A 22237-nucleotide genomic window follows, 5' to 3' on the forward strand; every position below is an offset into this window, starting at 1 on the left:
TCTTTCCTTTTATTGCAGGGAATATGTTAGTTGAGGTGTTCGTAAGTGATTATTTCCTGGAAAATAAAAATACCATCTCAAGCAATCTTGGATGGTTGTAATCACACAATGACACTCATCAACCTTGAAAAAGATAGCTCAACACACCCTCACAGATGTGACAGTTCTGCACCTATTAAGCGACAGCCCCAGCAGTTGATTGTAAAAGCAATCCACCACTTCGGCAAAAAATCCTTTCATATAATGTCACCAATGCTTTTACATCTCGACTATATTACTTTTATTTTTTGCGACCTCTACCTCATCGAACGGATGAGGCATTGCAATATTTATATTATTTCTACTATTATCTTAATATATTCTACAGACGAATTCAAGACATAAAAACTCTCAACTATTATACAATTAAGACTTTCGTGAAACGAATTTGTTATTGAATAGGTAGGGGCATAATGTTACGATAAATCAAATATTATATATAGGAGGAAAGTTATGTCGCCTACAGAAAATGTTGCTTCAAAAAAACTTAAATGGACCTCAACAACATGGCTTCTTGTACTTGGAATTGTCTTCATTGCATTAACCCTTCGTTCTCCCCTAACATCTGTTGGTCCTGTAATCGAGGATATTCGAAACTCATTACATATTTCAAATGTAGTAGCTGGCTTTATTACAACCATTCCTCTACTTGCATTTGCTATCGTGTCACCAATCGTACCGAAAATATCGCGTAGAATTACGGTTGAACGCTCTCTATTCTTATCTATGATTATCTTAGTCGTGGGTATGGCACTTCGTTCAAGTGGCGTGACATCGTTATTATTTATCGGTACTACCTTAATCGGAATCGGAATTGCATTTGGCAATGTACTATTACCTAGTCTAATCAAACTTAAATTTCCATTCCAAGTAGGTTTACTTACAGCAATCTATACAGTCGCAATGAACTCATCAGCCAGTATTGCAGCTGGTGTAAGTTATCCATTATCAACATTGTCATTCGGTTGGCAAGGTTCTTTAGGTGTGTGGATTATTTTAGCGATTGCCGCTGTTTTCATCTGGCTTCCGCAAACACGAAATATCTCTAAAGAAGAAATTGCACCGACTACTGCTCAAAAAGAAAAGAAACAAATGTGGCGCTATCCGCTCGCATGGGTCATTATGATTTCGATGGGTTTCCAATCGATGATTTTCTATACAACTGCAGCATGGGTCCCAGAGATGTTTAAAGAACAAGGTATGACAGCTGCTCAAGCTGGATTAATGTTCTCCATTATGCAAGTATCTCAAATTCCAATGACATTCATTACACCGATTTTAGCAGGCCGTCTAAAAGACCAGCGTCCTGTTGTTGCAATGTTTGCAGTCTTTTACATCGTTGGATTTGCTGGATTAATTATGGGCTGGACAGATTATTCTGTTATCTGGATGATTCTATTAGGTGCTGCAGGCGGTGCTTCATTTAGTATGTGTATGATGTTCTTCTCACTTCGTTCACGCGACTCATTCGAAGCAGCAGACTTATCTGGTTTCGCCCAATCACTTGGTTATCTAATCGCCGCTGTTGGGCCTGTACTCTATGGTTTCATTCACGATGTTTACCACAGTTACGATGCAGCAAATATTATGTATATTTTCGTTGTCGCAATCTCTTTAACTGCAAGCTTCATTGCAGCGAAAGATCGTTACGTGACAAATGACTAACTAAAAAAAGCTAGGATTTATGTATGAAATATACATGGAACTGACCTAAATTAATGAGACAAATAAAAACACCTTTCGTTGAAAAACGGTATTAAACCTAGTAAATCAACGTTGAGGTGTTTTTTCTATGGAGACAAGAGTAAGCTATCCAGCGGAAGTGAAAATGAAAGCAATTGAAATGAAGTGGTTAGGCATTCCTGCAAAGCAAATAATGGACGAATTGAATATTAAAAATGTTAGTCAATTAAAAACATGGATGAAGTGGTATAAAACCGGCGAAATACATCGACTTCATCAGCCGGTGGGGAAACAATATTCATTCGGAAAAGGGCCGGAGTTTGATTCAGAGGAATCCCGTTTACAGACTGAAAATCGTTATCTAAAACAGAAAGTGCAAGTGCTAAAAAAGTACAAGGAAGTGGAAAGGAAGTGGAAAGGAAGTGGTTGGACAAGCATTTGTAGAATTATTAGAGACACTTAGAAGTCAAATTTCTGTACGAAGAATCTGTGAATTAATGGGTGTAGCAAGAGCCACATATTATCGTTGGAGAAAACGGTTCAAAAAATCATGCAAAAATATAATTGGTCATGTCGTGTAAAAGTAAAGAAACGCAAGCGAAATGGGCAACCAACGAGTATAGCACCTAATCATTTAGAGAGGAATTTCCACGCTACTTAGCCACTTCAAAAGCTCGTAACAGATATTACTTACTTGCCTTTTGGTCAATCGATGTTATATCTTTCAAGTATTATGGACTTATACAACGGCGAAATTATTGCGTACACAATTGGAACGACACAGGATACACTATTCGTATTGGACACACTGAATCAAGTAGAAGGAATCTTAAGTGAGGCGATTCTTCATAGCGTTCAAAGGTCGGTCTATACATCTTACGAATATCAAAAACAAGTAAAAGAAAAAGGAATTACCATGAGCATGTCCCGTAAAGGCACGCCAGCTGATAATTCCCCACTCGAAACGTTTCACTACTCACTAAAGTCCGAAACATTCTATCTCAACGTAATCCACAGCACAACGAATGCATGTGTGATTCGAATCGTCGAAAAGTATATAAATTATTATAACAATATCCGTATTCAAACGAAACTAAACAACCAGTCGCCGGTGCAATATCGTCAACTGGCTGTTTAGAAGGTGTTTTCTTACTGTCTCAAAAAAGGCAGTCAGTGCCTTTGTATTACAGCTTTTCTTTCGTATTTTAATCTATTGCTTCAATTTATGTTATTTTTTTAATGTTCTATTATTAAATTAATTATTTATCTAAAAACGAAAAAAACTAGAAATGATGATATTAAACACCATTTCTAGTTTTTTCATTTTAAATTATTTATAAACCACTATCAATTATTAATTTATACTGCTCAGAATCAACTTCATGCTGTAAAATGAAAAATTCATTATTTGAATATGTTATATCTTCTTTTTCTGGATTTACATTGTATTTAGATTCTAAAATTTGTTTCTTAAATTGATTATTGTCTAGTGTGAAAATATAGAATTTATTATTTTCCAATGTTATAAATGCATTTTCATCATAATATTTTAGATAACCTATATTTACTTTATTTTTATTTGGAAAAGCATTGATATTTTTTTTATTTTTTAAATCATAAATCATTAATTTATTTAAATCTAAATCTTCGTCATCTAGATATTCTACATAGGCAATAAAATTCTGATTAACTAGAGTTGGCCATCCGGCTGCTGTTGTTGGAATAGGATATGATTTCAGTTTATTTTTCTTAATATCATATGTTTTAAGGACAGCTGTTTTTGATTCTTTTTCAACATATACCATGTTGTCATTTTTAATGAAATAGTCTGAATTTAACCACTCATAATTTTTGATATTTTGAACTTTTATTTCTTTTTGTTGTTCTAAATCATATAAAATCATTGAAGTTTTTTCAGTATCTTTAATATGTTCTGTCCACGTAACATATTTTCCTGAGATTTCAGGGAATTCTTTACTGATTTTATCATCTGTAGAGCCAAATGAAATTGTTTGTTGTGTTAATTCGTTAAAGGCATATAATGTATTGTTTTCTCCAAAGTCATCACCATCTACCCAAATAATCCATTCTTTATCAGCTTTTAGACCTTGTGTAGCTGCAACTGGATATTTCGAGTGAAAGATTGTTTTGTACTTTCCGTTTTCTCGGTTTATTTGAATAACTTGATTAGAAATAGAATCTGAATTTGGATCATCTACAGTAGCGTAAATAAATTCTTCTGTTGTAACATAGCTTGTTGGTTCTGTATAAGGTAATTTGATTGTTTTGTTTTTTTCTTCATCTTGTATAGTTAAATAATTTGTAGGGTTTTTTGTTATATGTTTTGTTTTATTTTTTTCTTCTTTTGAAAGTATTGTTAAAAAGATAACAATAATAATTAGTAATACAATAATACTTAGAAATAATATTTTTTTCTTCAATTAGTCCACTCCAATTACCAAATCATTACGGCATTATTGCCTTCAACATCGGCATTATACACAGACTTTGTAACACCATTTTTAGTTTTGCTACCTAAATCTGTCCAATAAGCTTTGCCTCCAGTAAATTCTGTATGATGATTAGGATCTATTAAACGTACTTTTTTATCTTTAGTCTTATATCCACTTACAGTAACATAATGTCTATAGTTTTTAGTATATTTTTTATTTAATTTGTAAGTTCTAGTCAATAATATCGGTGCAGTAGAGTTACTACTTAATGTAGATGTTATACGTGATGCAATTTTATCTTCAGGTTTTGAAAATTGTGATACATTTCCCATGATGTAAGGAGTATCTTTAAATTTTAAAGCAGTTTTATATTTATTTAGTCCTGATGTAAGATAAGTAGAAGATGTTCCGCCTTTATTTGGTAAGGTACCAATTGTATTACCGAAGTGTTCCTGAGTAGGCAACTTCTCTTTTGAATTTATTTTTGTTTTATGAAAACTTAAAGCGGATATTCCAGCAGCAACACCACAATTTTTGCAAAGGTAAATCGTGCCAACCAAAAACTTTCCATGCTCCGCATCATACACGCACATCTTAAAGTAGAGATCGCGAACGCGGTCGCAGCACTCACATTTACGATAAATCGTGTTTGCGCGTGATAAAATTTTAAAACGATTTTTTTCGCTGTGATAAGTTCCTCCTCCCTTCTACAAACAATAAAAAAAGCTAGGATTTATGTATGAAATATACATAGCTCCTAGCCTTTTTATATTTATGCTTCTTTTTTAGCAAACGTCCAATAAAAAAATGGAATACTACACAGCGTAATCACCGCAATAATATGAAATACCCCCACTTGGAATTGAATTAATAACCACCCTCCAAGAACAGGCCCCATAAAACTACCGAGATTTTTAAGCTGTGACGCACCGAGATACGTCGCTTTCCGGTCCTCTGGCGCAATCTCCTCAATGACTGCATTCATCATCGGGAATGCGAAAATTTCACCAATTGTAAAGAGAATCATCGCAATAATAAACATCGTCCAGCTCTCTGAAATATTAAATAATACAAAACCGATCGCAAAAAATACAATCCCTAAAATCAATGTTCGAATCGTTGAAATTCGTTCGCTAATCACACTAAGTGGTAACTGCAAAATAAGTACCGCAATCGCATTAACAGCAATTAGTACAGAATACAGTTTTACACCATCATCTAATGTCGCATTGACAAACTGTGGAAGTGTCGAATCGAATTGAGAATAGCCAACAGAAACTAGAATGTCTCCTGCAAGTAATAATAATAATTTTCGGTCGGTGAAAACCACTTGGAATACAGCTGTAATACTTTTTGTTGCTTTGATTACGGCTTGTGTCGCATATTTCTTCAAAATAAATACTAGTGCTAAACCATACAACGCGTACATAATCGCTGTAATAATGAATGGAATTTGTGGGTTGGATAGCGCTGCTAACCATACACCAACTAATGGCCCGATTACTGCTGCGATATTAATCGCTGTATAACGAACGGAGAATAAACGACGACGTTTTTCAGGCGTCGTATAATCCACCATCAATGCCTGTGTTGCAGGTTCAAAAAATGAACGACAAAGTCCGTTCAACGCACTCAAAAATCCAAAAACCACAATGGATGTTGAAAGTGCAAAGCCTAAAAAAATAAGTGTCCAGCAAAAAATAGTGACTAAAATAATAAGTTTTCGACCAAATCGATCGGTTAAATAACCTCCAAAAAAACCTCCAACCGTTGCAAGTAATGGCGCAAGACCGATGATTATACCAATTGTCACAGGTTCTGCATGTAACTCACTATGTAAGTAAAGCGCAAGAAATGGAATTGTCATAAAACTTGCGATACGGGTGAAGATTGTTCCTAATAAGATATTCCAAACGACGGGGTGAAAATATTGTATGACTTTCAAAATATCCCCTCCTCTATTATTTCAATAGTATATAAAGGAATAAAATGAAAATCTATCATTATTTCGACTGACAAAATATTTTTACGCGAAAATAAAAAGTCCGAAGCAGAAATTGCCTACTTATCGGACTTTTTATTTATTCATGATTTTGCATAATACGTGCTAAAATTTGTTTTTCTAGCTTTGTTAATTGTTCATCATCAAAACCACGTGGTCTTTTAGCATCGTTACGAATATCTAATGCAACAACACCATCTTCTATGAGAATAATGCGATCGCCTAATTTCACAGCTTCTTGTACATCATGTGTGACCAACATTGCTGTAAAGCCTTTTTCTAACCATAATTGTTCAATTAAATTTTGCATATCTAAACGTGTTAATGCATCTAGTGCACTTAACGGTTCATCAAACAATAATAAGTCTGGGTTATTTACTAAAGCTCGTGCTAATGCCACACGCTGTTGTTGACCACCTGAAAGATTAGAAGGCCATTGATCTTTAAAATCACTTAAACCTACTTGTTCTAATGTATGAGCTGCTTTTGTTTCCCAATCTCCGGCTAAGCCAATCCCTACATTTTGAATTACTTTTTTCCAAGGTAATAAACGCGAATCTTGATACATCATTCGAACATTCGTTTTTGCTTCTTTAGGAGATAGGCCATCAAATTGAATTGTGCCAGAACTAGGTTGATCCAATCCAGCTGTTAAACGTAATAATGTACTTTTACCACTACCACTTTTACCGACAATTACTAGAAATTCGCCTCTTTCAATTGTGAGAGAAATTTCTTTTAAGACGTTTTTTTCATCAAATTTTTTCACGACTTGTTGTAATGTGATTTCTACACCACTTTTTGATTTAACAGGTGTTATTGGACGAGCTGTGACGACCATGTACCTTCCTCCTTTTTAATAAGCCTTATGCCAACGCAAAGCTTTTTTTTCGCCAAATCTTGCTAATAAATCTGCTAATTTACCAAATAACGCATATAAAATAATCGTAATAATGATTATATCTGATTGCATAAATTGTTGAGCTGTTGTTGCTAGATAGCCAACTCCTCTTGTCGTTGCAATTGTTTCAGCTACAATCAATGTCATCCACATCACACCTAATGAATAACGTAAACCAACGAAAATAGATGGTAATGCACCTGGCAGTAATATCTCTTTAAATAATTTAAAGCCTTTTAGTCCATACATTCTTCCCATCTCAATATAACCAGGATCAATATTTCGGATACCATGTAATGTATTAATATAGATTGGGAACATCACACCAATAGCTACCAAGAAAATTTTTGCTCCTTCATCAATACCAAACCAAATAATAACAAGCGGTACAAGTGCTAGATTCGGTACATTTCGAATCATTTGCAAAGACGTATCTGTAAAAAGAAAGGAAAATTTTGAAAGTCCATTGGTAATACCTAAAATAAAGCCAATTCCCCCACCAATCAGTAAACCGATAAATGCTCTACCAAGACTTCCTTCTAAGTGATACAGTAAGTCTCCTGAAATAACTAATTGATAAAAGCTTTTCAGTACTGTTAAAGGAGCAGGAACCAGTTGTGTCGAGACAATTTGAAACTGTGTTACTAATTGCCATGCCCCAACAAATGCGATAGGGATTAGCCAAGGTATAAAACTCCACTTCTTTTCTTTCATTTGTCTCACTCCTTATTTGGTATCTTTGACACGTTCAGAAACATTAATTTTTTGTGGAATTAACCCTACTTTTGTGTAGTAGTCTGCTTGCGCCTGTTGTGTTTTAATAATTTTTTCATCTAAACGATCTAAACCATAAGTACGACGATCAATCGCACGCTCAATCACTTTTTCATTAATTCCTAAAGCTTTTGAAACTAACTTAACAACTTCAGGCTTATTTTTATTTGCCCACTCATCTGATTCAGCAATCGAATCTAAAATCACTTCAACTAATTCTGGATGTTGTTGATTAAATTTTTCGTTTGCATAATAGAATGTGCGATTCGGATAGTCATAGTCTTTTCCTTCTGTTAAATTAACAGTCTCTAAATCTGTTTCAGCTCCTGCAAAGAAAGGATCATACGTGCCAAGCGCATCAATTGCTTTCGTTTCAAAAGCTGTTCTTAATTGAGAAGCATCTTGTAGATAAACCCATTCAATATCATCGACTTTTAACCCAGCATCTTCCACTGCTAACATTGCTAGATAGTGATGATTTCCACCTTTTAATACACCCACTTTTTTACCTTTTAATTCTTTAATATTCTTAATGCCTGAATCTTTTAAAACCAGTAATCCAATACCTTCTGGATTTGGTTTATCTGCTCCTACATATACGAAAGGTTTGTTACCTGCTTGCGCTGTAATACCTGAACCATCAGCAGCATGACCAAAATCGATATTCCCTGTGAATAACCCTTCTAGTAAAGTTCCACCATGTGAAAATTCACGCCATTCTACTTTGTAACCTTTCTCTTTCAAATTCTTTTCTAAATAGCCACTCTCTTTTAAAATGTTAATTGTATTACCCTTTTGATAACCTATTTTCACAACTTTATCGCTATCTGCTGCAGCATCCGTATCTTTAGATTTTGAACCACATGCTGTGAGAACGAGTAATACAAGTGTAATGACTGTTAATAAAGTTAATTTTGTTTTCTTCATAAAAATCCTCTTTTCTTATAAAATTACTTGGTTTTAATATCTACTTTTTTAATAAATAACGGCCATTATGTGCTTCAAATAATTTTTCTTCATTAAATCCTTTTAAATTAATTTGAAAAGGTACTTCACCTTTTGTTAGCAATGTATTTTTAATGACACCTTCACCTACAGGTTCTGCGAAATACAATTCTCCTCCATTTAGAGGAATCGTTACAATCTTGGCTTGAAGTGTCTGGTCTACATATGTTTTACCAACTTGTTGTTTGAAATAACCACCCCAGCGTTTAGCTGTTTCTTCTGCATTTTCCACTACAAATACGACACCTTCTAATGCTGTATTCGGTAGTTGCTGACCAATTACTCCCTGCTGAATTTGTTCATTACGGCGTTCCTCATCTGATTGATTCCATTGAATAATAAAAGGAAGTGGTAACTTATTATTTTCTTCACCTATATAGAGTAATTGCCAGTGAATTTCGCTACCATCTGGTCTTTTTCGAAACATTGCATCTGGTCCTGTAACAGTTAGACCTGCTTCTTTAAAACGTGCAGCTGCTTTTTGAATATCATCCGTACGAATTGCGAATCTTACAAGACTTTCTTCAAAATCTTGCTCAATAATTGTTTCTATCATACTATGATGTGCTGGATTACTCTTACGTACAAGTTCTTCGTCATATGCACCAAGATATTCAATGTAACTTAAATCAAAATAGCTTAATGCATTATACGTTCCTCGCCCTTCATGTCTTCCTCCTTCAACTGCATGAATATTTTGTTTATTTAGTTCATGGATAAACGCTTCTGGTTGATTCAAAAAGTGTACAACATGGTCAAATTCAAATTTAGGCATGAACTTCTTCCTCCTTTAGTACATAATGTGCTGCAATTTTTAAGAACATTTGTTGCATATTTAGTAATGCTTTTTCATCAAAGTCGAATTTAGGGTGATGATGTGAAAATTGTGTACTCTCCTGCTCATTGTGAGCACCTACTCTAAAGTATGTTCCTGGTCTCTCTAATAAATAATAAGAAAAATCTTCAGCTCCCATAACTGGTTGAAGCGCTTTTACTTGTAAATCTGAAGCAAGCTGTGTAACTAATTCAGATTCTACTGGATGATTATACAGTGCTGGATAACCATTTATGTATTCTAAATCGTACGTTGCATGCGCTCCTTCAGCTGCTTTTGACACAATTAACTCAATCTCTTCTTGGATTTTGGTGCGTACATCATTTGTCATTGTACGTACTGTACCTTCGATTACAGCAGAATCTGCAATAATATTAAATGCACTCCCTGACTGAAAAATTCCCACAGTAACAACCGCTGGTGAGAAAGGATCAATTCTTCTCGATACAATTTGCTGCAAGTCACTAATTATTTTAGAACCGAGTACAATTGCATCTTTTGTTTCATGTGGTCTTGCACCGTGGCCTCCTAGTCCCTGTAATGTAATCTTAAACCGATCAACTGCAGCCATTTGATAGCCTGCTCCAATTGAAATAGTTCCTGTAGGTTCAGAAGTATCAAGATGTGCACCAAAAATGACATCTACACCTTCAAGTGCCCCTTCTTCAATCATAAATTTCGCACCGCCTGGTGGTAATTCTTCTGCTGGTTGAAAAATAAATACGATTGCGCCATGTAGCTGTTCTTTAAATTTAGAAAGAACTTTTGCAAATCCTAAGAGAGCAGCACTATGCCCATCATGTCCACAAGCGTGCGAAATACCGTCATTTTTTGATTTATATGCTACATCTTTTAAATCTTGAATCGGTAATGCATCAAAATCAGCTCGAAACGCAACGACTGGCCCAACTGACTTCCCTCTTAATGTAGCGACAATACCATAACCACCTACATTTTCTTTTATGTCCAAAGGTAACTTTTTTAATTCATTTAGTATAAATTGTGATGTTTTTTTCTCTTGAAAAGATAATTCAGGATGCTGATGTAAATACCTTCTCCACTCAATTACTTCTGGTAACTGCTCTTCAAGCTGAAATTGCACTTTTCGAATCGATTCATTCATATGAAATCCCCTTTTCATTATTATACTTATCAATTTACTAGGTTTTAATATAATTCGTATCATAATATAAAGAATAAATAAAAACAACCTTTTTATCCAAATTTTATAAAATGATTTATTTTTCTTAATTTAAAATAAAAGGATACTTTTATAATACTAAAAAGAGAAACCATCTGTTTACAATGATTTCTCTGAATTTCTCTTAATGCTTTCCTAAATATCTATCAATTTGTCGAAAATATTTTTCGTCGTGCTCAATTAATTGTTGAAAGTATTGCACCATCGTTTGTTCTTTTTGACCGATTTTCACAACTCTGCACCAGCTTTTATCAGAAATCTGCATAATCTGTGTAATTAACATTTTTCTTACTTGAATAAAATAACGTAATATTTCATATGTTGGAATTTGACAAATATCCTTCATATACTTTTCAATGTGTACATCAATATTATAAATAGGAGAGACTGGAATACCTTGAATTAAATGAGGTAATCGTTTTTTCAAAATAAACTGGTCCCAAGCAGTTAGATGACCTATTGTTTCAAATATACTCCACTTATCTACTTCCATCGGTATGCGTAGTAGATTATCTGATAAATCAATATAACGAATTACTCTTTGAATACTCCCACGCATCAAAGTAATAATTCGTTCTTTACTGTAAATCATGTTTCTGTTCCTTTCGAAAACTATTTTTCTAGGTGAAATGGCTTCTGTTGATAGATATAGTTTGGTGATTTTTTTGTATTATTATAAGGACGATGAAAGATGTGTGTAGTTGCAGGTGACAAAGGTGGAATTAGCCATGTCCAGTTCCCTGTCACATCACGCCCTTCTTTTTCTTCTTGTTGTTCAAATAATTGAAACTGCTGTGCTGCTGTGTGGTGATCAACAATGCTCACACCCGCTTGTTTATAAGATTCTAGCACTGCATAATTCAACTCAACTAGCGCGCGATCTTTCCATAGCGTATGCGCTCTTTTGGCTTCAATACCAATCGCTTCTGCTACTTGTGGTAAAAAGTTATAACGATCTTCATCTGCTAAATTACGTGCGCCAATCTCTGTTCCCATATACCAACCATTAAATGGCGCCGCTTCATATGTAATACCACCAACTTCATATCCCATATTTGAAATAATCGGAACTGCATACCAGCGCATACCAATTTGTTCTACTTTAGGATACTGACTATGTGTGATTGGAACTTCTAAAATAGCATCTTTCGGAATCGAGAACATTTTAGGAGGTCTATCGTCCACTTGAATAACAAGTGGTAGAATATCATATGGCTGATCTCCCATAGGAAAGCCCAGTTCATGAAATTTTTTAGTTACATCAAGTGATACCGTATCACCAATCACCTGTCCGTCTTTTTCATAACCTGCATATCGAATTAATTGATCGTTCCAAATACGCACACGTCCAGGTGCAAAAATAGAAATCGTTGGACGAATTTTCCCACCATTTGTTGCATAGCGAATATGCTCGACTAGTGCTTCAAAAATCTCTTCTTCATCTTCTAAACGTCTATGATCGAACACATGTAGACTATTCCAAAATAAGCGACCAATACACTTATTGCTGTTGCGCCACGCAACTTTTGCGCCATAAACTAGTTCTTCTTCTGTATGAGTATATGTACCTGTGCTTATAATTTCTTCTTCTATCTCTTTTAAGCGTTGCTCAATTGGTTTCTTCATTTCTTTTCCGAATTGTTTTATAAAAGCACGTGCTTTTTCCAACATATAGAACACCTCATTTCATACTTTACCTATCATAAAATAATCTACTGTGAGATAAAAGACTAATTTAACTAATTCGAAAGATGTACTTTAAATACTTGTAAACATTTGTTCATATTTTCAATTACATCTTTTTTCTCATTTAATTGAGAATGATAAATAAATCATTTACAAAACTACTTATATTATAATTCGCAAAAACACATTTTTCTTTTAAATAAATGTTTATTTATGTTGTAAATAGGGAATACTACTCGAAGTGATGTTTTATTTATAGGAATTCCTTAAATAGAATGATTATTATTTACTTTTAATTATAATGTATGTTACAGTATATTTATAGCTTGTTATTGTCTACAGTTCGCTGTAGAAATCTTATAAATTTTCAGGAGGTATTATTTTATGACAGAAAACAAAAATACAGACCATCAACGCTTAACAACTGCGACAGGTACACCTGTTGTAAGTCACTCAAACAGTATGACTGCTGGTAAACGCGGTCCCATTCTTTTACAAGATGTATTTTTAATTGAAAAATTAGCAAACTTCAATCGTGAAGTAATTCCTGAGCGCCGAATGCATGCAAAAGGTTCTGGTGCATTCGGTACATTTACTGTAACAAATGATATTACAAAATATACAAAAGCAAAAATTTTCTCAGAAGTAGGTAAGCAAACAGAGATGTTCGCTCGCTTCTCAACAGTAGCTGGTGAACGTGGTGCAGCAGATGCTGAACGTGATATTCGCGGTTTCGCTTTAAAATTCTATACAGAAGAAGGAAATTGGGATATGGTCGGAAACAATACACCTGTATTCTTCTTCCGTGATCCACTTCACTTCCCAGATTTAAACCACGTTGTTAAACGTGATCCAAAAACGAATATGAAAAATGCGAATTCCAACTGGGATTTCTGGACAATGTTACCTGAAGCATTACACCAAGTAACAATTGTTATGTCTGACCGTGGTATTCCAAAAGGTTACCGTAACATGCATGGTTTCGGTTCTCATACGTATTCAATGATTAATGCAGATAATGAACGTGTGTATGTAAAATTCCATTTCCGTACACAACAAGGAATTGAAAACTACACAAATGCAGAGGCTGCTGAAGTAGTAGGACAAGACCGTGAATCATCTCAACGTGACTTATTTAACGCGATTGAAAAAGGTGATTTCCCGAAATGGAAAATGTACATCCAAGTGATGACTGAAGAACAAGCGCGTAATCATCCTGACAATCCATTCGACTTAACAAAAGTTTGGTATAAAGCAGACTATCCATTAATTGAGGTTGGAGAATTCGAATTAAATCGTAACCCTGAAAACTACTTTGCAGATGTAGAACAAGCAGCATTTGCACCATCAAATGTTGTACCAGGTATCTCATTCTCACCTGACCGTATGTTACAAGCTCGTTTATTCGGGTATCAAGATGCAGCACGTTATCGTTTAGGTGTAAACCATCACCAAATCCCTGTTAATACACCAAAATGCCCATTCATGGTGTATCACCGTGATGGTCAAGGTCGTGCAGATGGTAATCGTGGCTCTGCAATCACATACTTCCCTAACAGCTATGGTGCGTTACATCCACAACCAGAATATAAAGACCCTGCACTTGAATTAGATGGACCAGCAGATATTTATGACTTCCGTGAAGATGATGATAACTACTTCGAGCAACCAGGTAAGTTATTCCGTCTGATGAATGACGATCAAAAACAACAATTATTCAATAATACTGCTGAAGATATGGCTCCTGTTGAAGATTTCATCAAAGAACGCCATATTATCCACTGCTACAAAGCAGACCCTGCTTATGGTGAAGGTGTAGCCAAAGCATTGGGTATGGATATTTCAAAAATCGACTTGAATAAAGAGATTAAATACTTCTAATAAAGTTAAAAAGAGAGCTTGGATTAATGTTCAAGCTCTCTTTTTCTATTGGATTATTTATTTTAAATGATAAAATAATGGAAACAAATTTTTACGGGGTGAAATGAATTGAGCGAAACACCATATAATCATTTAGAAAACGCCACATTTGAGACACTCATACAATTACTTGAAATCGGTCATGAAATTGAATTTACTTATAAGAATAAAAAATACTTCATTTCAAATTTCCAAGAGGGCCGATCATTAATCGTAGATTCAGAAGAAATATGCGATTATACACATGATAACCATCAATTTGTGCAAATAGCTAAAATTAATGGTATAACCATTGAGGAGTTATTTAGAAAACATAGCGATGAAATCGAGTTCCGTACAATTTATTAATAAATAAAAAGTGCTTTAGCATTTTCCTATGCTAAAGCACTTTTTGCTATTTCACCAAATCTTTAAATTCATTCCACTGATATAAACGTGGATAACGCGTCGCCTCTTGATTATATGATTGATCTTTAATTAATAACGTTGTATCAATGCCAACTAATGTATCGAGTACAGCTGGTTTATCATCAATATAGTAGTCGAGATGTAGATTACGAATTGTATCAATCTTTTCGTGGTCTTCCATACCACAGAAGAACCTGGTATCTACTACCGGAAATCCTTGCGCCTTCATCCATTCACGTGTTTTTTCACAATAGTGTTTTGGACGTGCGGTCACATAAAATACTTCATGCCCAGCAGCTACTAAATCATTCACTACTTCTTTTGCCATATCAAAAGAGGGACAGTTTGTGAAATAGATGTCTTCCGTTGTATCTTGCCACATCTTCTTACCTTCTTCATTCGTTAAATCAAATAAAGAATGAATCGCTACGGTTTTCAATTGCTCAAACGCTTCAATCGAAGCTTTTCGCCCTAACTTTTCTTCATATAAATAAAAGGCATGTCGACGTAAATCAATTAATGTATCGTCAATATCAAAACCAAATCGCATCGAACTTCCCCCTTTATACATGTACTAAAAACTGCGCTGCAAATTGTTGTTCTTTCTCTCTTTGTAGCGCCTGTAATTTGGTTACTTCATCCTTGCGTTGACGCTCACATGTAAGTAACTCAAGTCGTTGAATTGTTTGTTCATCAATCAACTCAGCTAATGCCACAGCGTCCTTTAATGCTTCATTTAGACCATATGCGCCTGTTGGTGTCATCGTATGTGCAGCATCCCCCATTAGAGCGAGCCCTTCTGCTCCCCAACACTCTGTTTGACTACTAAATACGTCAAGCACGACAAAATCCTGCCAAGACTGTATATGGGACTGTACTGCTTCACGCAAATCTGGAAAAGCCTCTACTAACTTCGTAATAAATGGTTCAAACGGTTGTTTTCTTAGTTCCCCGTAACTACCTTCTTCGATATGCCATCCGATTTGTACATAACCATTCGTTTGTGCAAATAACGCAATTTGCATACCGTCAACAAGAGCCATTTTTATAACGGGTTCATAATTTATTGGTGCTGGAATACGCGCCCACAATAAATCAAAACCATGTTTACGAATTGTCGGATAAATCTGTGCTTTTTTTCGTACAGTTGAATAGCGTCCATCCGCTCCAATTACTAAATGACTCATGACCGTCAGTTCCATATCACCTTGTTTTGCTTTCACACCAATATAACGTCCTTCTTCATTTTGCAGTAATTCTGTTACGCGTGTATTGAGCTGATATTCAAATGTTGGATACGCCTCTGCTTGCTCTAAAATCGCTTCAAGTAGATGTGCTTGTGGCACATGAATACCTAAATGCCCTACAGATGCATCAGGTAAAATCGTTTTAATTTTCTCACCTTTTTGCCAATACTCTACCGCTTCCATCATTAATAAACCACGTTTTTCAACAGCTTCATAAAGTCCATATGACTTTAAAATTGCTTCACCATCTTCATTAATATGTTCACCACGAAAGGCACGCGCTAATTCATTTGTACGCTCCAATAAGAGTACATGAATCCCTTTTTTCGCAAGTAAGTAGGCGAGTAACATCCCACCAGGGCCACCGCCTACAATACTTATATCTACTTCTTTATACATTCGTTGTTCAATCCTTCTTTGGATACGCAATAATACGTAAATCTTCTCCAATTTGCTCCACTTGGTCAAATGATAATGGCATCGCTTCATCAATTGTCTTAACATCATCACCTGTAAATGGTGTAATCGAATGACGACCACCCAATACTTTCGGTGCAATATAGACAATCATTTGGTCAATCAAGCCTTCACGTAAGAATGACGCATTAATTGTGCCTCCACCTTCAACAAGTAAATCTGTAATTCCTTTTTCATAAAGTGCCGGTAAAACTTCTTGTAAGTTTAGTTTGTCATTCTTTATAGATACATAGATGAACTCTACACCTGGATATTCTTTCGTACGCGCTTCATGTTCTTTAGATGTCACAATAATTGTACGTGCAACAGTAGTATCAACAATTTGTGCATCTGTTGGTGTACGTAATTGACCATCTAATACAACACGTACAGGATTTCGTCCTTCACGTCCGTCTGCTAGACGCGTTGTTAATGCTGGATTATCATTTAAAACTGTCTGACTACCAACAAGAATTCCATCTACTTCATGACGCAATTCGTGCACATTAGCACGTGCTGCTTCACCTGTAATCCACTGTGAATGTCCATTATAAGTCGCGATTTTACCATCTAATGTCATCGCAAATTTTGAGCGCACAAAAGGAAGTCCTGTCAGCATATTATGAATAAAGCGTTCATTTAAACGACGTGATTCTTCTTCTAGTAAACCGACTTCTACTTCGATTCCGGCATCACGAAGTAAGCGAATACCGCGACCAGCTACTTCTGGATTCGGGTCTTGCATCGCTACAACAACACGTTTCACGCCTGATTCTTTTACTAAATTTGCACAAGGTGGTGTTTTACCGTAATGCGAACAAGGTTCAAGTGTTACATACAATGTTGCGCCTTTCGCATGATCTCCTGCCATACGAAAAGCATGCACCTCTGCATGTGGTTCTCCTGCTTTTCGATGTAACCCTGTACCAACGATGACACCATCTTTTACAACAACAGCCCCAACAAGTGGATTTGGGTTTGTGTTACCTTTTGCGCTCGCTGCCAGCTCAATCGCGAGATTCATGTAATACTGATCGTTCTGCATTATCGACACCACCCTCACCTAAGATATGACCTGCTTTTTTCACTTTTGTTTCTAAATAGTAACGGTTGCTATCTGTTACTCCACCCCATAAAGGAATATGCCCTTTCGCAGATAAACCATGTGATTTTAACGCTTCTAATTTTTTCGGATTATTCGTAATCAGTGTTACAGGTTTTTGGCGTAACACTTCAAGTACTTTAATCGCATCCTCATAAGAACGTATATCATCTTCAAAACCTAGTTCATGATTCGCCTCTACCGTATCAAGACCATCATCTTGTAATAAATAAGCAAGGGATTTAGAGAATAGACCGATTCCACGCCCTTCATGGTCAGCTAAATAGAAAATCGCACCACAACCATGTTCGACAATCATTTTCATCGATTCATGTAATTGATAGCCACAGTCACAACGTTGACTACCAAAGATGTCCCCAGTATGACAAATACTATGCATACGAATAATCGCATCTTCAGAGTTCGCAAAATCACCGTACACCAGTACCGATGACTGTTGTCCGAAAGCTAGATTCATAGATGGTAGTAGTTCAATCATTTCTTCTTTTGATACAGATGCTGGAACATCTTTCCAACAATACCACTGAAATGTCGCTTCAAAATCACCCTGTTTGATTGGTAAGCGAATAGGGCCTACAACGCTTAATTTTTCATTTTCATTACGTTCTGTGAATTGGATTTTATTTAAAATTTTATTGTTGATTGTCATATGAATTACCTCATTACAATTTTATTTTTTAATCAGTGTCTGTGATTTAATTTAAATAAGTCGTCATCATTTGTCTAGTAATTTGACCTGAACATATGGATTACCTCATAACAAATATTCTACCCTTTTAGCAATAAAAAAGCTTGAATTTAGAACCATAGTTTTCATATGAAGAAAGTAAACAATTGAGACAGAAGTATTTTCAACAGAGAACATCTCGAGGATAGGACTAAATACTTTATTTTCCTTTTTAAAGTTCACAACAAAAAACCAGAACCACGCTACAGCGCGATTCTGGTTTTTCTTATACTTATGTGTCAAGTCTCTTCATTTTTAATCTTGACGTAAAGCTTGGATAACATCAATTTTTGTTGCTTTTCTTGCAGGTCTCCAACCAGATAGAATGGCTACACCAATACTAATTGCAGCCGCAATCACGACTAACTGCCATGGAATCGCTGAAAATTGAATCTCTGTTGTTAAGAATTCTTTTTCATTTGTTGCCATATACAAGATTTTCGGAATCGCATAGTTCGCCGCAAAACTAACAATATATGAAATAATAACCGCAATGACTGTTCCAATCACACCAATGTAAGCACTCTCCATCACGAACAGACGCTGAATTAGCTTTGGACTAGCACCAATTGCCTTCATAACACCAATCTCACGTGTTCGTTCTGTCACAGCCATCGTCATCGTATTAAAAATCCCAATAGATGCAATCAAAATTGCAATCGTTCCAACAAAGATTAATCCTGCTTTTAGCGCTAAGAATAATAAGTTCATTTCTTCTAATTGTTGTGAAACTGTATAAGTTGCGTAACCTTCGTCTTGCAAGGCTTTATTAATCGCCGTCACCGCTTCAAGATCCGTCGCATAAACAGCCGTTGTACGATAAATCATCTCTTCCGCTTTAAGCTTTTTACCATAAAGTGTTTTTAAATCTTGTACAAGTGCTTCTTCGTTTTCTTTACTAATTCGAATTGTTCCATCTTGTTCCCACTCTTTTTTAGGCTTCGGTCCCACACCTTCAATTGTAAATGTGCGTGTTACTTTTTTCTTCGTTTCTTCATTTTTCCAATTAAGTGTGATTTTCTTTCCAATCATACTTTCTTGAATCCCTATATTAATTTTTGATGCATCTTTCTCTTTCTCTAACTTTTTCTCATCTTCTTTTGACAGCAAGATTTGTGCAACATTATAACCAACGACTACACCATCTGCTTTTTCTGGATATGTACCTTTTGATAATTTTAAATTGGCTTTTTCATTTTCTTTAAAATCCGTTAAGATGACTTCCGGACTTCCTTTATACGCATCAATATTTGCTTCTAAATTACCCGTTTGAATGAGCGTGTTCATCGTCACCGCATTCACATTTTTCATCTTTTTAATTTCAGTTGGTTCAATTTCCTTATTGCCATCATTATATACTTCGATGCGTGTTAGTGTATCATCTGATAATACTTCTTTTTTCAATGAATTTTGTAAACCAAATGCGACGGAAGCAAGTACGATTAAGAACGCACAGCCCATTGTAGTCGCTAAAATTGTCGTGAAAATACGCATACGATTCTTTTTTACATGTTGTCTCACAAAATCTAATTGATCTTTAAACTGCACTGTAAATCGCCTCCTGTAATTGCCCGTCATGCATACGGTATTTTTTATGTGCACTATTCGCTACTTCTTCATCATGTGTAATGATGACAAAAGTTAAATCGAGTGATTGATTCAATGATTGAATAAGCTCTAGAATATCTTTTTCTGTTTCTGAATCTAAACTCCCTGTTGGTTCATCTGCCAAAATAATCGACGGATTCGTTACGAGTGCACGCGCAATACATACACGTTGTTGCTGTCCACCAGATAATTCATTGGGGTAGTGATCGAGTACTTCATTCAAACCCACGCGCTCCATTATTTTTCGTACAGTTTGAAAACGAGCGTTCTTTCCCATCCCTTGAATTTTAAGAGGTAATTCAATATTTTCAAAAGCCGTTAACCCTGGCATCAATTGAAAATTTTGAAAGATAAAACCTACATTTTTCAGGCGAAATTTTGCATGCTCTGCTTCTGATAAATGCGTTGTATCTTTATGATTTAAAACTATCTTGCCTTCATCTGGTTTTAAAAACCCAGCAATCGTATTTAATAAAGTCGACTTCCCTGAACCGCTCTTTCCGACAATTGCGACGATTTCACCCGATTCGACTTGAAGATTTACATCTTTTAAAACAGGTACTTGTCGCTCTTGACCTTTTTTACCAATCGAAAATGTATGGCATATATTCGTTAATGTAATCATGTTCATAGCTCCTTCTTTTCTTTGTTATCTTCAGTATAGGAAATAAATCTTAATAATTAAGGAGGATAAAAATGAAGATTTTCTTAAGAAAAGAAAAAAAGCCTATCTGATAAAAATCACATAGACTTTTAGCTTATTATTTTTTTATGACCTCCATATTCATCTCATGTGAGAACTGAATTGGTTTTTTCTGATTGACCATCGTCATTTCAAAAGTTAAATCGAGCTTTTTTGTATCTTTCGGGGCTGCTTCAAATGACATCACGCCTCTCGTTCCTTTATTTGGTTCTAGTGAACGGGCAAGACGAATAGATTGATCGAGTACTTCATACTTGGATGGTATTTCTTTCCCATCTGCATAGAGTTTAATAGATGAATCATTCAAATAAATACGAGTATTATTTTTATTGTATAAAAATAAATAAATGCGTGTACTTTTTGGATACATGCGCACCTTATCTACTTCAACATGTACATTTCCAAAATTACCTTGTTCGTTTATTTCAACATTGACCATATTCGGACTCTTTTCACTTTCTTCGATAATGACTTCTTTCGTCCGAATCTCTACCAAATCCCCTTGTACACCTAAGTCCAAATTTCCTTTATAGATACCTGTAATTTCTCCTTCAAAACGAATGTAGGACTGTTGCGCTAATGCTTCTTTTTTATCTGTCTCAACAATAACTACACTTGTTGTATATTCACCCTTTTTTAATAAAATGACTGAGTAAACACCTTTTCCATTAATATATTTTGAATCATCTACTAAACCCTCAGCTTCAATTGAATGACCGACATAGTTTTTTGGATTTTTTATCATGTGTTCATAGTCGATTTCTTTTGTTTCCTTTTGAACTGGTTGTTGCTGTTTATTTTTATGTTCTAAAAAGGAGACCAAAAAATAAATTGATACACCCACTATTAATATCACACTAATCGTTATGATGATCCTTTTCTTCATTTTATTTGTCCCCCTTTCAATTCTTTACCCATTAAATAAATAAAAACCTCTCTTTTTCAACGGATGTTTGAAAAAGAAAGGCTTAAATTTAAAAAATATGCTTTTGGAATTCTTCTAATGCAATATCTTTAGAGAATGTATAAAAAATAATACGACCCTCTGGATTTAAAATACGAAAACATGTGTGCACAAGGTTTTGTTGGATGCGCCAATTCGTCTTATTCTCAATTGTACGCCACCATAACTTATCATTCACTTCATTTTTATCTACGTGAATCAATCCTTCATTCGCAATTAATGAAATAAACATAAGTGGGTTGCCACCTAGCGCTGTTTGTAAAATCATGCTGTTTCGAAAAAGTGTACATACAGCGACAGCTACTGTCCAACCACATTCAATGCGTTGTTTTTCAATTTGAACCAGTGTTTTTTTAGAGATTCCTAAAATATCTGCCATCTGCTCTTGGGTGTAATTGTATTCTGTTCGAATTAATTTCATCTTTTGGGAAACAATCGTAATCATTTCTTCACGTTTCATACTCTCACCTTTTCTATAGTGTGTAACTTTACACTGAAACAT

The 22237-nt window shown here is 35.1% G+C and carries 21 protein-coding genes, 1 pseudogene and 1 riboswitch; of the genes and pseudogenes, 4 read left to right on the plus strand and 18 right to left on the minus strand.

Annotated elements, in window-relative coordinates:
• Positions 1-126: 126 nt before the first annotated feature.
• Positions 127-307: riboswitch (Lysine riboswitch) on the minus strand.
• A 185-nt stretch (positions 308-492) separates the two neighbouring features.
• Complete coding sequence (locus ASO14_RS13480; protein ID WP_068456465.1) at positions 493-1704, plus strand: CynX/NimT family MFS transporter; 1212 nt, start codon at positions 493-495, stop codon at positions 1702-1704.
• A 127-nt stretch (positions 1705-1831) separates the two neighbouring features.
• Positions 1832-2860, plus strand: a pseudogene (locus ASO14_RS14880) (IS3 family transposase).
• Between the two features lie 196 nt (positions 2861-3056).
• On the opposite strand, the gene ASO14_RS13490 reads toward ASO14_RS14880, so the two are convergent.
• From ASO14_RS13490 to ASO14_RS13535, 10 genes are all read right to left on the minus strand, one after another.
• Positions 3057-4163 carry a hypothetical protein gene (locus ASO14_RS13490; protein WP_068456472.1) on the minus strand — a complete coding sequence of 369 codons (1107 nt, stop codon included), beginning with the start codon at positions 4161-4163 and terminating at the stop codon, positions 3057-3059.
• A gap of 14 nt (positions 4164-4177) precedes the next feature.
• Positions 4178-4735: a C39 family peptidase gene (locus tag ASO14_RS13495; protein ID WP_068456475.1), complete on the minus strand. Its 558-nt coding sequence runs from the start codon at positions 4733-4735 to the stop codon at positions 4178-4180.
• Between the two features lie 212 nt (positions 4736-4947).
• Positions 4948-6120, minus strand: a complete 1173-nt coding sequence (locus ASO14_RS13500; RefSeq protein ID WP_197409924.1) for an MDR family MFS transporter — start codon at positions 6118-6120, stop codon at positions 4948-4950.
• 136 nt (positions 6121-6256) lie between these two features.
• Positions 6257-7018 (minus strand): ATP-binding cassette domain-containing protein, encoded by a 762-nt coding sequence (locus ASO14_RS13505; RefSeq protein WP_068456490.1) that lies wholly within the window; start codon positions 7016-7018, stop codon positions 6257-6259.
• 15 nt (positions 7019-7033) lie between these two features.
• A complete protein-coding gene (locus ASO14_RS15085) occupies positions 7034-7792 on the minus strand; it encodes an ABC transporter permease subunit (RefSeq protein ID WP_068456494.1) in 759 nt (252 codons plus the stop codon).
• A gap of 12 nt (positions 7793-7804) precedes the next feature.
• A complete protein-coding gene (locus tag ASO14_RS15090; protein WP_068456497.1) occupies positions 7805-8779 on the minus strand; it encodes an aliphatic sulfonate ABC transporter substrate-binding protein in 975 nt (324 codons plus the stop codon).
• Between the two features lie 40 nt (positions 8780-8819).
• Positions 8820-9632, minus strand: a complete 813-nt coding sequence (locus ASO14_RS13520; RefSeq protein WP_068456499.1) for a VOC family protein — start codon at positions 9630-9632, stop codon at positions 8820-8822.
• Entirely contained in the window at positions 9625-10815 is a 1191-nt protein-coding gene (locus ASO14_RS13525; protein WP_156422382.1) for a M20 metallopeptidase family protein, read from the minus strand. The genes ASO14_RS13520 and ASO14_RS13525 overlap by 8 nt, the downstream gene beginning before the upstream one ends.
• Before the next feature lie 202 nt (positions 10816-11017).
• Positions 11018-11485 (minus strand): DinB family protein, encoded by a 468-nt coding sequence (locus tag ASO14_RS13530; RefSeq protein ID WP_068456505.1) that lies wholly within the window; start codon positions 11483-11485, stop codon positions 11018-11020.
• A 20-nt stretch (positions 11486-11505) separates the two neighbouring features.
• Positions 11506-12564 (minus strand): nitric oxide synthase oxygenase, encoded by a 1059-nt coding sequence (locus ASO14_RS13535; RefSeq protein ID WP_068456508.1) that lies wholly within the window; start codon positions 12562-12564, stop codon positions 11506-11508.
• A 399-nt stretch (positions 12565-12963) separates the two neighbouring features.
• Between ASO14_RS13535 and ASO14_RS13540 the strand changes: the two genes are divergently transcribed.
• Positions 12964-14460: a catalase gene (locus tag ASO14_RS13540; RefSeq protein WP_068456511.1), complete on the plus strand. Its 1497-nt coding sequence runs from the start codon at positions 12964-12966 to the stop codon at positions 14458-14460.
• A gap of 108 nt (positions 14461-14568) precedes the next feature.
• The gene (locus ASO14_RS13545; protein WP_231726960.1) at positions 14569-14847 is read left to right on the plus strand and encodes a hypothetical protein; all 279 of its coding nucleotides are present in this window, start codon (positions 14569-14571) and stop codon (positions 14845-14847) included.
• Positions 14848-14893: 46 nt separating this feature from the next.
• On the opposite strand, the gene ASO14_RS13550 is transcribed toward ASO14_RS13545, so the two are convergent.
• The 8 genes from ASO14_RS13550 to ASO14_RS13585 all read right to left on the minus strand — a co-directional run bounded on the left by ASO14_RS13550 (position 14894) and on the right by ASO14_RS13585 (position 22195).
• Positions 14894-15457 (minus strand): 5' nucleotidase, NT5C type, encoded by a 564-nt coding sequence (locus ASO14_RS13550; RefSeq protein ID WP_068456516.1) that lies wholly within the window; start codon positions 15455-15457, stop codon positions 14894-14896.
• A gap of 13 nt (positions 15458-15470) precedes the next feature.
• On the minus strand, positions 15471-16553 hold the full coding sequence (locus ASO14_RS13555; protein WP_068456521.1) for an FAD-dependent monooxygenase: 1083 nt from the start codon (positions 16551-16553) through the stop codon (positions 15471-15473).
• Between the two features lie 7 nt (positions 16554-16560).
• Positions 16561-17655: a bifunctional diaminohydroxyphosphoribosylaminopyrimidine deaminase/5-amino-6-(5-phosphoribosylamino)uracil reductase RibD gene (gene ribD / locus ASO14_RS13560; protein ID WP_068456523.1), complete on the minus strand. Its 1095-nt coding sequence runs from the start codon at positions 17653-17655 to the stop codon at positions 16561-16563.
• Positions 17618-18382: a GTP cyclohydrolase II gene (locus ASO14_RS13565; RefSeq protein WP_068456526.1), complete on the minus strand. Its 765-nt coding sequence runs from the start codon at positions 18380-18382 to the stop codon at positions 17618-17620. Before ASO14_RS13565 ends, ribD begins: the two co-directional genes overlap by 38 nt.
• 333 nt (positions 18383-18715) lie before the next feature.
• A complete protein-coding gene (locus ASO14_RS13570) occupies positions 18716-20008 on the minus strand; it encodes an ABC transporter permease (protein WP_068456530.1) in 1293 nt (430 codons plus the stop codon).
• Positions 19998-20693 carry an ABC transporter ATP-binding protein gene (locus tag ASO14_RS13575; protein ID WP_068456533.1) on the minus strand — a complete coding sequence of 232 codons (696 nt, stop codon included), beginning with the start codon at positions 20691-20693 and terminating at the stop codon, positions 19998-20000. Before ASO14_RS13575 ends, ASO14_RS13570 begins: the two co-directional genes overlap by 11 nt.
• Positions 20694-20829: 136 nt before the next feature.
• Positions 20830-21657, minus strand: a complete 828-nt coding sequence (locus ASO14_RS13580; RefSeq protein WP_068456538.1) for a hypothetical protein — start codon at positions 21655-21657, stop codon at positions 20830-20832.
• An 88-nt stretch (positions 21658-21745) separates the two neighbouring features.
• Positions 21746-22195 carry a helix-turn-helix transcriptional regulator gene (locus ASO14_RS13585; protein WP_068457578.1) on the minus strand — a complete coding sequence of 150 codons (450 nt, stop codon included), beginning with the start codon at positions 22193-22195 and terminating at the stop codon, positions 21746-21748.
• Between the last annotated feature and the right edge of the window lie 42 nt (positions 22196-22237).

Origin of the sequence: Kurthia sp. 11kri321 (assembly GCF_001534765.1) — a bacterium.
Lineage (GTDB): Bacteria > Bacillota > Bacilli > Bacillales_A > Planococcaceae > Kurthia > Kurthia gibsonii.

Excerpts from the sequence above, each read along its gene's own strand:
- ASO14_RS13585 (WP_068457578.1), bottom strand. The coding sequence starts at position 22,195 with ATGAAACGTGAAGAAATGATTACGATTGTTTCCCAAAAGATGAAATTA.
- ASO14_RS13540 (WP_068456511.1), top strand. The coding sequence starts at position 12,964 with ATGACAGAAAACAAAAATACAGACCATCAACGCTTAACAACTGCGACA.
- ASO14_RS13550 (WP_068456516.1), bottom strand. The coding sequence starts at position 15,457 with ATGCGATTTGGTTTTGATATTGACGATACATTAATTGATTTACGTCGA.
- ASO14_RS13505 (WP_068456490.1), bottom strand. The coding sequence starts at position 7,018 with ATGGTCGTCACAGCTCGTCCAATAACACCTGTTAAATCAAAAAGTGGT.
- ASO14_RS13480 (WP_068456465.1), top strand. The coding sequence starts at position 493 with ATGTCGCCTACAGAAAATGTTGCTTCAAAAAAACTTAAATGGACCTCA.
- ASO14_RS13535 (WP_068456508.1), bottom strand. The coding sequence starts at position 12,564 with ATGTTGGAAAAAGCACGTGCTTTTATAAAACAATTCGGAAAAGAAATG.
- ASO14_RS13530 (WP_068456505.1), bottom strand. The coding sequence starts at position 11,485 with ATGATTTACAGTAAAGAACGAATTATTACTTTGATGCGTGGGAGTATT.
- ASO14_RS13520 (WP_068456499.1), bottom strand. The coding sequence starts at position 9,632 with ATGCCTAAATTTGAATTTGACCATGTTGTACACTTTTTGAATCAACCA.
- ASO14_RS15085 (WP_068456494.1), bottom strand. The coding sequence starts at position 7,792 with ATGAAAGAAAAGAAGTGGAGTTTTATACCTTGGCTAATCCCTATCGCA.
- ASO14_RS13580 (WP_068456538.1), bottom strand. The coding sequence starts at position 21,657 with ATGAAGAAAAGGATCATCATAACGATTAGTGTGATATTAATAGTGGGT.
- ribD (WP_068456523.1), bottom strand. The coding sequence starts at position 17,655 with ATGCAGAACGATCAGTATTACATGAATCTCGCGATTGAGCTGGCAGCG.
- ASO14_RS13555 (WP_068456521.1), bottom strand. The coding sequence starts at position 16,553 with ATGTATAAAGAAGTAGATATAAGTATTGTAGGCGGTGGCCCTGGTGGG.
- ASO14_RS13575 (WP_068456533.1), bottom strand. The coding sequence starts at position 20,693 with ATGATTACATTAACGAATATATGCCATACATTTTCGATTGGTAAAAAA.
- ASO14_RS15090 (WP_068456497.1), bottom strand. The coding sequence starts at position 8,779 with ATGAAGAAAACAAAATTAACTTTATTAACAGTCATTACACTTGTATTA.
- ASO14_RS13525 (WP_156422382.1), bottom strand. The coding sequence starts at position 10,815 with ATGAATGAATCGATTCGAAAAGTGCAATTTCAGCTTGAAGAGCAGTTA.
- ASO14_RS13565 (WP_068456526.1), bottom strand. The coding sequence starts at position 18,382 with ATGACAATCAACAATAAAATTTTAAATAAAATCCAATTCACAGAACGT.